This is a genomic window from Hymenobacter psychrotolerans DSM 18569 (assembly GCF_900142395.1).
GTDB lineage: Bacteria > Bacteroidota > Bacteroidia > Cytophagales > Hymenobacteraceae > Hymenobacter > Hymenobacter psychrotolerans.
In genome coordinates, this window is sequence record NZ_FRAS01000017.1 from 93,875 (window position 1) to 107,958 (window position 14,084).

13 protein-coding genes, 1 tRNA gene and 1 pseudogene are annotated in these 14,084 nt (G+C 62.8%); 5 read left to right on the plus strand and 10 right to left on the minus strand.

What is annotated here, in order from left to right; genetic code table 11:
* Window positions 1–46: 46 nt before the first annotated feature.
* The 3 genes from BUE15_RS15215 to BUE15_RS15225 all read left to right on the plus strand — a co-directional run bounded on the left by BUE15_RS15215 (window position 47) and on the right by BUE15_RS15225 (window position 3,255).
* Window positions 47–1,162, plus strand: coding sequence for an NAD(P)/FAD-dependent oxidoreductase (locus BUE15_RS15215; protein ID WP_073286901.1), 1,116 nt, complete (start codon window positions 47–49; stop codon window positions 1,160–1,162).
* A gap of 114 nt (window positions 1,163–1,276) precedes the next feature.
* Entirely contained in the window at window positions 1,277–2,392 is a 1,116-nt protein-coding gene (locus tag BUE15_RS15220; protein ID WP_073286904.1) for a type III polyketide synthase, read from the plus strand.
* 158 nt (window positions 2,393–2,550) lie between these two features.
* The gene (locus tag BUE15_RS15225; protein ID WP_073286907.1) at window positions 2,551–3,255 is read left to right on the plus strand and encodes a methyltransferase domain-containing protein; all 705 of its coding nucleotides are present in this window, start codon (window positions 2,551–2,553) and stop codon (window positions 3,253–3,255) included.
* A gap of 182 nt (window positions 3,256–3,437) precedes the next feature.
* Here the strand turns inward: BUE15_RS15225 and BUE15_RS15230 are convergent, their stop codons facing one another.
* On the minus strand, window positions 3,438–4,346 hold the full coding sequence (locus tag BUE15_RS15230; RefSeq protein ID WP_073286910.1) for a histone deacetylase family protein: 909 nt from the start codon (window positions 4,344–4,346) through the stop codon (window positions 3,438–3,440).
* Window positions 4,347–4,423: 77 nt separating this feature from the next.
* Window positions 4,424–4,498 (minus strand) — tRNA-Val (locus tag BUE15_RS15235).
* A gap of 198 nt (window positions 4,499–4,696) precedes the next feature.
* On the opposite strand from BUE15_RS15235, the gene BUE15_RS15240 reads away from it, so the two are divergent.
* Both BUE15_RS15240 and BUE15_RS15245 read left to right on the plus strand, forming a co-directional pair.
* Complete coding sequence (locus BUE15_RS15240; protein ID WP_073286914.1) at window positions 4,697–5,386, plus strand: porin family protein; 690 nt, start codon at window positions 4,697–4,699, stop codon at window positions 5,384–5,386.
* A 71-nt stretch (window positions 5,387–5,457) separates the two neighbouring features.
* Entirely contained in the window at window positions 5,458–5,979 is a 522-nt protein-coding gene (locus BUE15_RS15245) for a DUF6992 family protein (protein WP_073286917.1), read from the plus strand.
* A 72-nt stretch (window positions 5,980–6,051) separates the two neighbouring features.
* Here BUE15_RS15245 and BUE15_RS15250 read toward each other — a convergent pair whose 3' ends face one another.
* The 8 genes and pseudogenes from BUE15_RS15250 to BUE15_RS15285 all read right to left on the minus strand — a co-directional run.
* The gene (locus BUE15_RS15250) at window positions 6,052–6,624 is read right to left on the minus strand and encodes a type 1 glutamine amidotransferase domain-containing protein (RefSeq protein WP_073286920.1); all 573 of its coding nucleotides are present in this window, start codon (window positions 6,622–6,624) and stop codon (window positions 6,052–6,054) included.
* 132 nt (window positions 6,625–6,756) lie between these two features.
* Window positions 6,757–7,263 (minus strand): acyl-CoA thioesterase, encoded by a 507-nt coding sequence (locus tag BUE15_RS15255; protein ID WP_073286923.1) that lies wholly within the window; start codon window positions 7,261–7,263, stop codon window positions 6,757–6,759.
* Between the two features lie 103 nt (window positions 7,264–7,366).
* A complete protein-coding gene (locus BUE15_RS15260; protein ID WP_073286926.1) occupies window positions 7,367–8,473 on the minus strand; it encodes a DUF3616 domain-containing protein in 1,107 nt (368 codons plus the stop codon).
* Window positions 8,474–8,536: 63 nt separating this feature from the next.
* Window positions 8,537–9,031 (minus strand): hypothetical protein, encoded by a 495-nt coding sequence (locus BUE15_RS15265; RefSeq protein ID WP_139252328.1) that lies wholly within the window; start codon window positions 9,029–9,031, stop codon window positions 8,537–8,539.
* Window positions 9,032–9,208: 177 nt separating this feature from the next.
* Entirely contained in the window at window positions 9,209–9,616 is a 408-nt protein-coding gene (locus BUE15_RS15270; RefSeq protein ID WP_073286932.1) for a hypothetical protein, read from the minus strand.
* 70 nt (window positions 9,617–9,686) lie between these two features.
* Complete coding sequence (locus BUE15_RS15275) at window positions 9,687–11,732, minus strand: FAD-dependent oxidoreductase (RefSeq protein ID WP_073286935.1); 2,046 nt, start codon at window positions 11,730–11,732, stop codon at window positions 9,687–9,689.
* A gap of 175 nt (window positions 11,733–11,907) precedes the next feature.
* Window positions 11,908–13,338, minus strand: coding sequence for an aldehyde dehydrogenase family protein (locus tag BUE15_RS15280; protein WP_073286938.1), 1,431 nt, complete (start codon window positions 13,336–13,338; stop codon window positions 11,908–11,910).
* A 65-nt stretch (window positions 13,339–13,403) separates the two neighbouring features.
* Window positions 13,404–14,084, minus strand: a pseudogene (locus BUE15_RS15285) (IS5 family transposase); the annotation flags it as partial.

Here is a 14,084-nt window from a genome sequence, read left to right on the forward strand (position 1 = left end):
TGCCTGATTTCATCTTCTGACCCAACCTCTTACCAGACGAAACAAGTTGGACGTTCTCATTATCGGTGGCGGCTTAGGCGGCCTGACGGCGGCTCTTGACCTGCGCAGCCACGGCTACACCGTGACGCTGGTGGAGCGCCAGCGGTATCCGTTTCATCGGGTATGCGGCGAGTATATTTCCAATGAAGTGCTGCCGTATCTGCGGCGGCTCGGTGCCGACCCGGCGGTGCTGCGCCCGGCCCTGCTGAGCCGGTTTCAGCTTTCGTCGCCGGGTGGGCGCCTGCTCTCGGTGCCGCTGGACATGGGTGGCTTCGGTATCAGCCGCTTCACCCTCGACCAGCACCTGGCCCAGCTGGCCGAAGCCCGCGGCATTACGGTGCTGCAGGGCGCTACCGTGGCGGCCGTAACTTATCAGCCAGGCACCGACAGCCACACCGTTCTGCTGGCCGATGGGCAGCAGCTGGCGGCGCGGGCGGTGCTGGGGGCCTTTGGCAAGCGCAGCGCCCTGGACCGGCAGCTGCAGCGGCCGTTTTTTCAGCAACGCTCCCCCTACCTCGGCGTCAAGCACCACCTGCGCCTCGACTACCCCACCGACCTGATTGCGCTGCACAATTTCGAGGATGGCTACGCCGGCATTTCGGCGGTGGAAGACGGGCGTTACTGCTTCTGCTACCTCACCACGCGCCACAACCTAAAGCAGCACGGCACCATTGCAGGGCTGGAGCAGAACGTGCTGGCCCGCAATCCGCAGCTGCGCCGCATTCTGGAAACCGCCGAGTTTCTGTATCCGCAGCCGGAAGTCATCAACGAAATTTCGTTCGCGCCCAAGTCCTGCATCGAAGACCACATGCTGATGTGCGGCGACGCGGCCGGCCTGATTACGCCACTCTGCGGCAACGGCATGGCCATGGCCATTCACGGAGCGCACCTGGCCAGCACCCACCTCCACGACTTTCTGCAGGGCCGCACCACGCGCGCAACGCTGGAGGCGCGCTACCGCCACAGCTGGCACGCGCAGTTTGGGCAGCGGCTGCGGGTGGGCCGGCTGGTGCAGGGCCTGTTTGGGCGCCCGCTGCTGAGCGAGGCCGTGGTGGCAGGGCTCCGCTACTGGCCCGGCGGCGTGCGCGCCCTGATGCGCCGCACGCGCGGAGCTACTTTCTGAAGCCGTACTGCATCCCAGCCGGCAAGTGGAGGCCAGCCGGCAGCGGCGTATAGTTTTTGGCATTCTCCTTATCCTCCTGTTCTGGCCGACGCCTAATTGCGTATACTGCACCGAATGATTAGCTATCTGAGTGCCATTGGCACTGCCAACCCGCCCCACCGTCTTCCACAAGCCCAGATCGGGGATTTTATGGCCCACGCTCTGCAGTTCGATACCGACCAGACGCGCAAGCTGCGGGCCCTCTACCGCATGTCGGGCATCGGGCACCGCTACACCGTGCTGCCCGACTACGGCCGGCCCAACGGTGAGTTCACCTTCTTTCCGAATACTCCCGACCTGGAGCCATTTCCGTCGGTGGGGGCCCGGATGCGGGTGTACCGGCAGGAGGCGCTGCCGCTGGCGGCGGCGGCAGCCGAAAACTGTCTGCAGCAGGCCCCCGACGTGCCGGCTAACACGCTCACGCACCTGATTTCGGTGAGCTGCACCGGTATGTATGCGCCGGGCCTTGATATTGAGCTGGTGAGCCGGCTGGGGCTGCGGCCCGATGTGCAGCGTACCTGCGTGAACTTTATGGGGTGCTATGCCGCCTTCAACGCGCTGAAGCTCGCCGATGCCATCTGCCGGGCCGATGCCGATGCCCGCGTGCTGGTGGTATGTACCGAGCTGTGCACCATTCACTTCCAGAAGCACCACGAAGAAGACCATCTGATTTCCAACGCACTGTTCGGCGACGGGGCGGCGGCGGCCTTGGTGCTGGGGCGGCCCTCCGGAAACCGGCCACATCTGGCGCTGGAAGCATTCCACTGCGGCCTGGAGCCCGATGGTCACGCCGATATGGCCTGGCACGTCAACGATTTTGGGTTTGAGATGACCTTGTCGTCGTACGTGCCGAAGCTGATTCAGCGCGGTATCCGGCGCCTCACGGATGATTTGCTGCGCAACCTGCCGGTGCAGCTCTCCGACATCCGGCACTTCGCCATCCATCCGGGCGGGCGGCGTATTCTGGAAACCATTGAGCAGGAGCTGGGCCTCAGCCCGCAGGACAACCAGCCGGCCTACCACGTGCTGCGCGAATACGGCAATATGTCGTCGGCGACGGTGCTGTATGTGCTGCGCGAACTGCTGGCGGGTTTCCGAGCGGCGGACAGCGGCGCACCGGTGCTCAGTTTCGCCTTTGGTCCCGGCCTGACTTTGGAAGCCATGCTGCTGCGCGTAGTGAGTAGTGAGTAGTGAGTAGTGAGTAGTGAGTAGTGAGTAGTGAGTAGTGAGTAGTGAGTAGTGAGTAGTGAGTAGTGAGTAGTGAAGCTACGCGCTGTGGTGGATTTGTTCCATGCTTTATCACCGACAATTAACAATCAGCCATTACACAATCAGCAATTAACTGCCCCATGCCTGACTTGTCGCGCCGCGCTACGGAAGAGGAATTGATGGACGACCTCTCGCTGGCTTCCGACGCGTTGCGCCGCAACCTCGATGAGCTGGAAACCATCAACACCTGGCTGGGAGGCTACGCGCCGGTGCTGGATGCGCTGGACCGGCTCCGCCCCCATTTTCCGGCGGGCCGCCCGCTACGCCTCGCCGACCTGGGCAGCGGCGGCGGCGACACCCTGCGCCAGATTGCGCGCTGGGCCCGCCGCCACGCCATTCCGGTAGAGCTGACCGGCATCGACGCTAACCCGTTTATGCTGGAGTACGCAGCCAGCAAGGTCCGGCAGTACCCCGAAATCAGCTTCCGGCAGCAGGATATTTTCAGCCCTGAGTTCCAGGATCAGCCCTTCGACATTCTGACCTGCAGCCTGTTTTGCCACCATTTCTCGGATGCGGCCCTGGTGGAGCTGCTCCCGAAGTGGCAGCAGCAGGCCGGCGTGGCCGTCATCATCAACGACCTGCACCGGCACCCGCTGGCCTACTACAGCATCCGCTGGCTCACGCGGCTTTTTCGGGGTTCCTACCTCGTTCAGAATGACGCGCCGTTATCAGTGGCCCGCGCCTTCACCCGCCTCAACTGGCAGCAGCTGTTGCAGCAGGCCGGCATCCGGCAGTACACGCTGCGCTGGCGTTGGGCATTTCGTTGGCAAGTCATCATCCGGTGAAGTGACGGGGTGGTGGGTTGGTGGAGTAGTGGATTTTTCGTCCGTTATGGTGGCGGATAGCGTAGCCAAACTAATGCTACCGGCGTCGCTATGCTTTAATCAGGTCCTTCGCTCCGCTCAGGATGACAGACGAAAATCCACCCATCCGCCACTCCGCAAGCCCACCAATCCACCGCCCCAGTTCAGTTCCACAGGTCAGCGGCTACGCGGAAGGTGTTGGCGTGCGCATCCACGATGTCGGCGATGCGCGGGGAATAGCCGCCGCCCATGCACACCACTACCGGCAGCCGGTGGCGGTGGCAGAGGCCGAGCACAAATTCGTCGCGCTGGCGGCAGCCGGCGGGGCTTAGCGCCAGGTAGCCCAGCTTGTCGGTGGCCAGCACATCAACGCCGCTGAGGTAAAACACGAAATCGGGCTGGTGCTCTGCCAGCAGGCGCGGCAACGTGTCCTGCAGCAGCCCCAAATACGCGGCATCGTCGGTGCCATCGGGCAAAGGCAGGTCCAGGTCCGACTGCTCTTTGCGGCCGGGGTAGTTGCGGGCGCCGTGCATGCTGAAGGTGAACACGCGCGGCTCGTGCTGGAAAATGCGGGCCGTGCCGTTGCCCTGGTGCACATCCAAGTCCACGATAAGCACTTTATGAACTCCCAGCTCCGGGTGAGCCAGCAGGTAGTCGGCGGCGGCGGCCTGGTCGTTGAGCAAACAGAACCCTTCGCCCCGGTCCCGAAACGCGTGGTGCGTGCCACCCGCAATGTTCAGGGCTACGCCGCCCTGCAGCGCCCGGCGGGCACACTCCAGCGTGCCGCCCAGAATCGTGACCTCACGCTCAATCAGGGCCGGGCTCCACGGAAAGCCGGTGGCGCGCTCTTCGTGGCGCGTGAGCTGGCCGGCGCACAGCCGCTGGTAGTAGTCGGGGCAGTGGGTGCGCACAATATCCTCAGTTGGCGGCGGCACCGGCGTAAAGAAGGCGCTTTCCGGCACTACGCCTTCCCGCAGCAGCTGCTCCGGCAGCAGCTCATATTTCAGCATCGGGAAGCGGTGGGCGGCAGGCAGCGGATGCGCGTAGAGCGGAGCCCAGGCAATAGAAAGCATAGCGGAGCAGGATGGCTACTACACGAAAATAACCGCCCGGGCAGGGCGGTTATTTCAAGCGTAAAAAGCGGAATATGTGGGGCGTACTGGGCTCGAACCAGTGACCCCTACCTTGTCGAGGTAGTGCTCTGAACCAACTGAGCTAACGCCCCGCGAACCTTCTGGCTGCGGCCGGAAAGCGCCAAAGATAGTAGCTGCCGGCGATGCATCAGCATTGGGCCGGCAAAAAATTATGCTCTTGATTCGGGCCAGGGTGCAACACTTCCGAAGCCGGGCAAGTATAGCGCTGTAAAATCGGCGTCTTCCCTGATGCGCCGCCTTTCTTCTCTCCCGTTCACTTGTCTTACCATATGAAAAAGATCTTCCTTCTTCTCTGCCTGTTCGGTGCTTCATTTGCTGCCAATGCTCAGGAAGGCCCGGTTGGCGTCCGCTCTTCTACCGACTACGCCCCCAGCACCAGCGACTCGCGCAACAACGGGTTCGGCATAAAAGCCGGCTTCAACCTCTCCGACCTGCGCGGCGGCGACAAAGACGCCTATAAGGACCTCGAAAGCCTCAAGAGCTACCACGCCGGCGTTTATGCACAGTTCGGCCTCAACGATAAATTTTCGTTCCAGCCCGAAGTTCTGTTCACCCGCAAAGGCTTTGATGCGCAGCAATTTACGGTGCAGTCGACGACGCCCGGCCAGACGACCGGCGAAAAGCGCGAAACCCGCCTCGACTACATTCAGGTGCCGCTGCTGCTTGTGTATAACGTGTTCGATAACGTGAGCCTGCACGTGGGCCCGCAGGCTTCGCTGCTCGTGAATGCCAAGTATGCCGGCGAGGAGCGCCAGATTTCCAGCGTGGGGCTCAACAGCCTGGAGTATGGCGTAGTTGGTGGTATTGAAGGCCGCGTGGGCCCGGCCCGCATCGGGGCGCGCTACGACCTGGGCCTGTCTGATATCTACAACGACCCGAAAGATGCCGGCGCCGCTGCCTACGACAATGTGAAAAATGGCGTGTTTCAGGTGTATGTGGGCGTAGGCTTCACAAACTAATCCGCACCTTTCCGCTTACAGAAAAGGAAGCTCCGGCTTCCTTTTTTTGTGCCCTGACTTTTCCGCCCGCTATGCCCACCGACTTCCTCACTGCTTCTGCGCCCGGTACTCTTCCTACCCTGAATATGGCCCGCGAGCTGCTGGCCGAGCGGGGCATGGGTTTGCTCGGCGCATGGGCCTTGCTGAACCTACTCGTCAGCGGCTACTACGTCACGCACACCGACACCCGCTCGGAACCGCACTACTTCCACCAGATGAATATAGGCTGGGGCCTGGTGAATGTGCTGCTAGCGGTATGGGGGCTTCTGCAGGCGCACCCCAATCAGGTGGCCGGCCTCACCCTCACCGAGAGCCTCACGGCCCAGTTCAACTTCGAGAAGATCCTGCTCCTGAACGCGGGGCTGGATGTGGCGTATGTATGCACCGGCAGCTGGCTGCGGGCGCGGGCGGCCAGCACCACCCTCAAGCCGGAACGCCTGCGTGGTTTCGGCCGCTCGCTGTGGGTGCAGGGCAGCTTTTTGCTCTTGTTTGATGTGGGCTTGTACCTCGTATATCACCGCTACGCTGGCCTGCTGCTGCAACTGGTGCCATAGCCTGGGCCAAAAGGCACGAAAAAGCCCCGCCAACGGATTGGCAGGGCTTTTTTTGACGAAACGGGTTGCTGCTTAGCTGCGCGGGGCGTGCGCACCTTCCAGCATTTCTTCTACAATCTTCTTGTTGAAAGCCGGAATGTCGCCGGGGTTGCGGCTGGTGATGAGGCCTTTGTCTACTACCACTTCTGAGTCTTCCCAGTGTGCGCCGGCGTTTTTGAGGTCGGTTTTGATGCTGGGGTAGCTGGTCATTTTCTTGCCGCGCACCAGGCCGGTTTCAATCAGCGTCCAGGGGCCGTGGCAGATGGCAGCTACCACCTTGCCGGAGCGCATAAACTCGCCCACAAAATCTACCACCGACTGCTCCATGCGCAGCTTATCGGGGTTTATCTGGCCGCCGGGCAGCACCAGAGCGTCGTAGTCGGCCACTTTCGCGTCGCCGATTACTTTATCGACGCTCACTTTGTCGCCCCAGTCGGTTTTGTCCCAGCCCTTGATGGAGCCGCTCTTCAGCGAAATCACATCTACCTGGGCGCCTTCATCTTCCAGGTATTTCTTGGGCTCAGTCAGTTCTACCTGCTCAAATCCATCAGTAGCCACGATGGCCACTTTCTTGCCTTTCAGTTTATCACTTCCAAAAATCGACATATCAGTACTTGTTGTAGCGTGGTGAAAAAACACAGAAGCCGGCACGACTCAGGCGTACCGGCTCTGGTAATAACGCAGCCTTGCGGCCGAGGTTAGTGCAAAAATTTGGGGTGGAGCGCCGCCGCAGGCTGGCTAGCTGTCGTCGCGGCGGAGCTGCTTGAACTGCTTGCGTACGGTTTTCACCCGCTCGTCGAAGCCGTCGGGGTCGTAGTTGACATCGTCTACGTCGAGCTTTTCCAGCATGTCCATCAGCTCATCGGAGTGCTCGGAGCGGGTCCCCGACTTCACGGCCACAAACACCATTTCCGACCACAGCAACGCTTTCAGGCGCTGCCCGTCCTCGCTGAGCATCTGCATTTCCACCACCAGGCTGGAGTTGTCGAAGTGGATGAGCTGGGTCCGGATGCGCACCAGCTCGCCGTGGGTGGCGGGGCGCAGGTAGCTGATGTGGTGCTTGGTAATAACCCAGGCTCCGTCCTGCTCCCGGGCCAGCTTGCCCAGATTCAGGGAATAATGCTGGATGGTGTGCTCTTCGCGGGCGTTGAGAAAATAGTCGAGAAACCGAGCGTTGTTGAGGTGGCCCAGCATGTCGCAATCCTGAAAATGAATGCGGTGCGTGGTTTCGGGAGTGCGAACCATGGGGGTGGCATATGGGGTAAGATGGAAGCCCGGCGCGGCACGCCGGACGTTGCGCCTGACAAGCCGCAAGTACCGGTTTTGTTTTAACTGAAGCCCGACACTTCTATTTGCCTACCCGGTAGGCGTCGGCCACCACGCTGTGGGGCTGAGGTTTGCGGGCATCGGTGGGGCTATCAAACACGATGAGCACGTGCTCGTCGTCGAGCAGGGCCATGCCTTCGGCTTTGTCCTGGCCGGCGGTGGGGCCTGAGCCGTGTGGCACATCAAACAGGCGTTGCAGCTTGGCGGCTGGCGTCAGGCTGTCCTCCGCTTTCTGCAGCGCGCCGGGCCAGCAGTATACCGCAATAGTACCGTCGAGGTCCATGGTCGGGCCGGCCAGCAGCAGCATATCCTGGCCGCGCTGGCGCAGCTCCCGCACGCCCATTCCACCCAGGTCGAGGAAGTGCTTTTTGTAGTACTTCTCGGTGGCGCCGGGCACCGCATCAAGGCGCAGGCGGCCGTGCTTGTCCTCACGCGGCAACAGCTCCAGCACAATGGCCCAGCCGCGCAGCACTGGCCCACGCAGGCCTACAAACAACCGGCCATCGGGCGCAGCGGCCAATCCTTCGATATCGAACCCATTGTCCTTGCCGGGAATCTGCAGAAACGGTTTCAAGTGTGGGTCTTTGGCCAGCAGGTCGAGCAGGTCGTTGGTGGTGTGGTTGGCCCGGAGTTGGGCAGCGCGGAGCGTCTGTGCGGAGTCAGTGGGGTGCGGTGCTTCCTTGAACAGTTCGTAGTCGCCTGTGTTGGGGTTGCGCAGCAGCGGCACGCGGGCCAGCAGGTAGCGGCTGGGCTCCTCCTCCACTTTGGCCAGCTTCGCAATCTGCTTGGCTACGTCCTCGTCCTGAGGCTTGGGCTGCTTGCGCTTGAGGCTGTGCGAGCCGATGATCCACAAATAGTGCCCACACTCGCCCAACCCCTCAATATCTATTTCCACGTCTTCCGCCTCGTTGGTGAGGTCCAGCAGATCGGCCAGCTGATAACGGCAATGCTGCCCGAACTCATGCGGACCAGTCAGGCGCAGCCGCTCAATGCTGGTGCGCTCGTCGCAGCTCACCCAGATGTTGTCGCCGGTACGCAATACCGTGGAGAGGCCGTCGCGCACGTGCTTGCCATCGGCAGTCAGGCTGAGTTTCGGGTTGAAGTGAAGCAGATAAGGCTGGCGGCGCATACGTAGGGTGTGGAAGGGAACAGCACCGTGCGAACGAAACCAGCCGCGGAAGGTTGCGGGCAGTTAGCGGCAGCTCTGGCGCACTCTTTCCAACCGCCGCACCAAGTCTTTTACTACGGCTTCATCGGTGGTAAACAGCGTCATTTCCGTTGAAACGGTGCTGGTTTTGTTGCGGCGCTTCACTTTGAGCTCGTAGGTGTGCTGGCCGTCTTCGGTTTGCGGCTCGTAGCTCAGCTCCGTTACCTCGCTCCAGTCGAAGCCCATTTTCATCTCAAACCGGCCAGTGCCTACGTTCACGGCCCAGTCGGAGCTGCCTTTGCTTACGCTCACGTTTACAGGCTGCGACATCTGCACATCAGCGTCATTGTCGCGGATGATTTGCTGCACATGGCAGCCATCCAGCGCCAGCTTCACCTCCTGCTTCGGCTTGGCGGGGTCGTGCAGCAGCTGATTGAGTTGCTTGGCAAGGGCTTGTTTTTCGGCTGCCGCAACAGTTTGGGCGGTAGCAGCGCTGCCTGATAGGAGCAATATTCCGAGGAGTGGTACGTGTCGTTTCATGGCTGCCGGCTGAGAAGCGTGGTGGTGCTGTGCGAGCCGGAACTTCCGGCTGCAGAGGCAGATGCAACTCCACTCACAACAGTTGCCTGTATACTGCGCTACTACACAAACGCAAACGCCCCAGCCAGCCAGTAAGATGGCGGACCGGGGCGTTTTAGCCTGAGCCTAACCAGCAGGCTACTGGTCGGTTTTACGGTTCTGCATTTCGGCCTGCATTTGGCGCTGCTTGGCTTTCATCTGCTGGTACTGGGTAGAAGTCAGCACCTGCTGCATCTGTTTATCGGAAGAGATATTGATGCGCTTGAGCTCAGCCATCAGGGCCGGACGGTTGTTGGCATTCTGTTGCCGGGCCGTGTTCACCTGCTCGGCAGTGGTGGTGAGGATGGCGCGTACTTTCTGCTGCTGATCGGGGCGCAGCTTTAGTTCGTCAGTCATCACATCGGTCAGGTCGCGGGCGGCCGTGGCCGTCACGGTAGGCGCCGTTGACACCGATTTGGCTTCGGGAATATTCTTGTTGCGACGAGCACAGCCAGCAGCCAGTGTGGCCAGTAGTGCCAGGGCGAGGAAGAGACGGGAGAGATGCATACGGCAGGAACGAAAACAGGCGTGTGCCTCGCATACGCAGAAACGCCGGATGTTGTCTATTCCGCAGCGGCTATATCGTGTTGGCTACAGTAGCAGCGGCCACATTCTGGCTGGCTGAAAGGCTGGTTTTCAGCTGTTGGGCCGTGTAGTGCGCCAGCGCCATAATCGTGAGCATGGGATTCACGCCGCTGCACGCCGGAAACGCCGAGGCATCAGCCACGAATAGGTTGTGTACTTCGTACAGCTCGCCGGTGAGGCTGGTGGGGTGCGTGGCCGGGTTGCCGCCCATACGGCAGGTACTCATCTGGTGGGCGCTGTAGAGCCCGAACTGGTTGGCCTTCCAGCCCAGGTGCGGCAGCCGCTCCAGCACCTCAGGGTTCTGAATCCGGCCATCCTGCACGCGCAGCGTAGGTTGCGTGCCGTGAGGCAGCAGCACGGTGTGGGCGCCGGCGGCAGCATGAATTTCGGCCGCGGCCCGCACGCCGGCCAGCATGTGGGCCCGGTCGTAGTCGCTGAGGGTGTAGTCGACCAAAGCCTGGCCGTGCCGGTCGATGCTGACGCGGCCCCCGTCCCGGTCGCGGGTCAGCACAATGAACGAGCCCAGGTGCGCCGCCTGCTGCATCAGCCGCTTGTGCTGCTCCCCCGACAGCCAGGGCAGCACCATGCTCATCAGGCCGGCGTGGGCGGGCGGTGTCTCCAGCTTGGCGCCGTAGTTGGTGCCTCCAATCCGCGTGAAACTGTCGTTCACCACCGACATGCTGGGCCCATACCACGGGTGCATTTCCTGCGCATACAGCCCCGAAACCACCACCGTGGGGTGCAGGTTGAGGTGGCGCCCGATGTGCGGGTGCTTCAGGCCGCTGCGCAGCAGCAGCGCCGGCGTCTGAATAGCGCCGCCCGCTACCACCACGCGCCTGGCCCGCACCGTTACGCGCACGGAGCGGCCGTCGGCGGTAGTGTGCACGGCTTCGGCCCCAACGGCGCGGCCGTTTTCGATAATAATCCGCTCCACCCGCGTGTCGGCGAGCAGGCGGGCCCCGTGCTCGAAAGCCTGCAGCAGATAGGTGTTCAGGGTGCCCTGCTTGATGCCATAGGCGTCGCCCATGGTGCTGAACCCAAGGCCCCGGAAATGCTCCTCCGTGTCATCAAGCCCCTTTTCGTTGCGCGGAATCAGCTTCACTTCCTGGCCCAGCCGGCGCGACCCATCCCACAGCGCCTGGTTCTGGCCGTTGTGGCGCGTGTAGTCGGTGTTCACGCTCAGCGCGCGGCTCACTGCTTCCAGACTGGCCTTGAATTCCGGCGAGGTGAAATGCGGCGCCTGATGCTCGCGGGCCCATTCTTCCAGCACATAGTCGGGAGTGCGGAACGCGCCGGCCCAGTTGACGGTGGTGCCGCCGCCCAGGCAGGAGCCGGCCAGGATTCCGATGCCGCCGTCCTGGGTGCTCAGGGTGCCCTTGGCGTCGTAGAGGCGGCCCATCATGTCTACTTCGCGTTGCGTGAAGTCGCAACCGTGGCAATAGGGGCCTTTTTCCAGCACCAGCACGTCGTGGCCAGCGGCAGCCAGCTCGCCCGCCACCACCCCACCGCCCGCGCCGCTGCCAATCACCAGCACCTCGCACTCGTAGGTGATGTCCTGCGTGGGCTGCAGCGTCCGGATTGGGCGGGGCGTGTCTACCACGGCATCGGGCTGCGGGCCGGGGTAGCCCATGCCGGCCCAGACCGGGTTGCCGGTTTCGGCCGTGGAGCCGCCGTAGTAGAGAAACGTGAACAGCTTGCGCAGCGCCTGAAACCCTTTGCGCAGCTGCGGCAGGTTGCTCTGGGCCCAGCTTTGCAGCAGCTTTTCGCGCTGGGCGGGCTGCAGCCGCGCAAACGGCCGCAGCGGCCCAAACCACGTCAGGCCCAGGGTTGGCGTGTTCAGCAGCCGGAGCAGCAGCACAAACTCGGCGCGGGCCGCAGCCGGCTGCTCCTCCAGCACTTCGCCCAGCTGCTCCAGATTCACGCCCTCGGAACCGCGGCGCTGCCAGAAAGCGGCCTGCTCGGCCGGACCATGCAACGGCGGAATAAAGGTATCGGCGAGGGCGCGGAGCGTTTCGCGCTGGGCATCGGTGAAGGTCATCGGATTCAGAAAGCAAGGCGGGAATCAGCCGGCTTCCTCCGGCCGGCGGGTTCTGAAAATATCGGACTTTTCCCGCAGAATTACTCGGCTTGCATACTTAAATTTAACGTTAAAGCCCCGCAACGGCTGCTACGGGGCTTTGCGGTAAGCCGGGCCGACGAACGATAAGCTGCCTCTAAAACCAGCGCAGCAGCAGATTCACCATTCTCTGCACTTTGGGCGTGTAAGGCGGGTAAAAGCTCTTGATTCCGGTGAGGCCCACGCGTTGGCGCAGCACCGATTTTTCGTTGCTGAAAGCCAGAAAGCCGGCGTGGCCGTGGGCCCGCCCGAGGCCGCTGTTGCCGGCGCCGCCGAAAGGCAGGTCGGGATGGGCCAGGTGCAGAATGGTTTCGTTGACGGCTGCCCCACCGGCCGGAATGTTGCGCAGCAGGTAGCGCTGGTTTTCGCGGCTCTGCGTGAACACATACAGCGCCAGCGGCCGGGGCCGGGAGTTCACCTCGTCGGTGGCTTCCATGAGCGTGCGGAAGGTGCGCACCGGCAGCAGCGGCCCGAATATTTCCTCCTGCATCACGCGGCTGCCGGGAGGTGCATTGAGCAGCACGGTGGGCTCGATGAAGCGCTGCCGCTCATCTACGTGGCCACCCAGCGCCACGCTGGCGCCGTGCTTCTGCGCGTCTTCCAGCAGCCCGGCCACCCGCTCGAAATGGTGCTGATTGACGATGCGCGCATACGATTCGGAAGCGCCCACGCCCTGCCCTTCGGCATCGTAGAGGCGGCGCACCACCTTCCCGATTTCCTCCAGCAACGGGCCCTGTACGGCTTCGTGCACCAGCAGGTAGTCGGGCGCCACGCAGGTCTGGCCGGCATTGATGCCCTTGCCCCACACGATTTTCTCGGCCGCGTCGCGCAGATTGGCGGTTTCGTCCACAATGGCCGGGCTCTTGCCGCCCAGCTCCAGCGTCACGCTGCTCAGGTGCTCGGCGGCGGCACGCATCACCACCTTGCCCACCTGCGGGCTACCCGTGAAGAAGATGTGGTGAAATGGCAGCTGCAGCAGTTCCGTGGCCACGTCTTTGTCGCCTTCCACCACCGTTACTTCTTCGGGGTCAAAGATTTCGCGGGCCATGCGGCTAAGCAGCGCGGCCACGGTGGGCGTCATCTCCGAGGGCTTGATGATGGCGCAGTTGCCGGCCGCCAGCGCCGAAATCAGCGGGTCGATGGCCAGGTAGAACGGGTAGTTCCAGGGCGCAATGATGAGGCAGACGCCCTTAGGCTCGTACTGCACCCAGCCGCGGGCCCCCATCAGGGCCAGCGGCGTTTCTACGCGGTGCGGCGCCATCCACTGCTTCAGGTGCCGGATGGTGTGCTTGATTTCCGTCTGGGAAGGCCAGATTTCCGTGACGTCGGTTTCGGTGGCGGGCTTGCGAAAATCGGCGTACAGGGCCTGCTGAATGGCGGCGCGGTTGTCGGCAATCCAGCGGGCCAGCTTGCGCAGCCGGGCCAGCCGGGGGGCAGCCTCTTCGCGGCGCAGCGCTTCGGAACGGGCTAGCTGCCGGGCAAACAGCTGGGGCAGCGCAAGAGCAGAAGAAACGGAAACGGCTTCCATAGGCACAAACGGATGGAGAAGGAGCGGCGTGATGCAGGTACGTAAGTTGGGGCGCTTTAGATTGTCTAACAAAACCGTTTAACGGCTCTCCAGGTGATGAGTGCGCAGGCGAACCAAGTGAAGGCCAGGTGGATGTCGTCGCGGCGTTCGTAACGCACGCGCACGCGGCGGAAGCGGTTGAGCCAGGCGAAGGTACGCTCCACCACCCAGCGGTGGCGCCCCAGCCGCTGGGTGGAGTCGATGCCGCGGCGGGCGATTCGACACTGGATGCCGCGCCTGCGCAGGGCCACCCGGCACTTGCGGTAGTCGTAGCCCTTGTCGGCGTGGAGCTTGCCGGGGCGCTTGCCGGGGCGGCCGCGGGGCTGACGCACAGCCGGCACAGCATCGAGCAATTCGGCAAACACGGTCGAATCGTGCGCGTTGGCCCCGCTCAGCTGCACGGCCAGCGGCGTGCCGCGCCGGTCTACCAGCAGGTGGCGCTTGGTGCCCGGTTTGCCCCGATCCGTCGGGTTAGGACCGGTCTGCGCCCCCCTTTTGCGGCCGGGATGCTCTGCGCGTCCAGGCTGGCACGGGACCAGTCGAGTTGCCCGGCTTGGCCCAGCCGGTCGAGCAACACCTGGTGCAGGCGCTGCCACACGCCGGCCTCGTGCCAGTCGCGCAAGCGCCGCCAGCACGTCATGCCCGAGCCACAGCCCATTTCCGCCGGCAGCATCTCCCACGGAATACCGCTGCGCAACACGAACAGA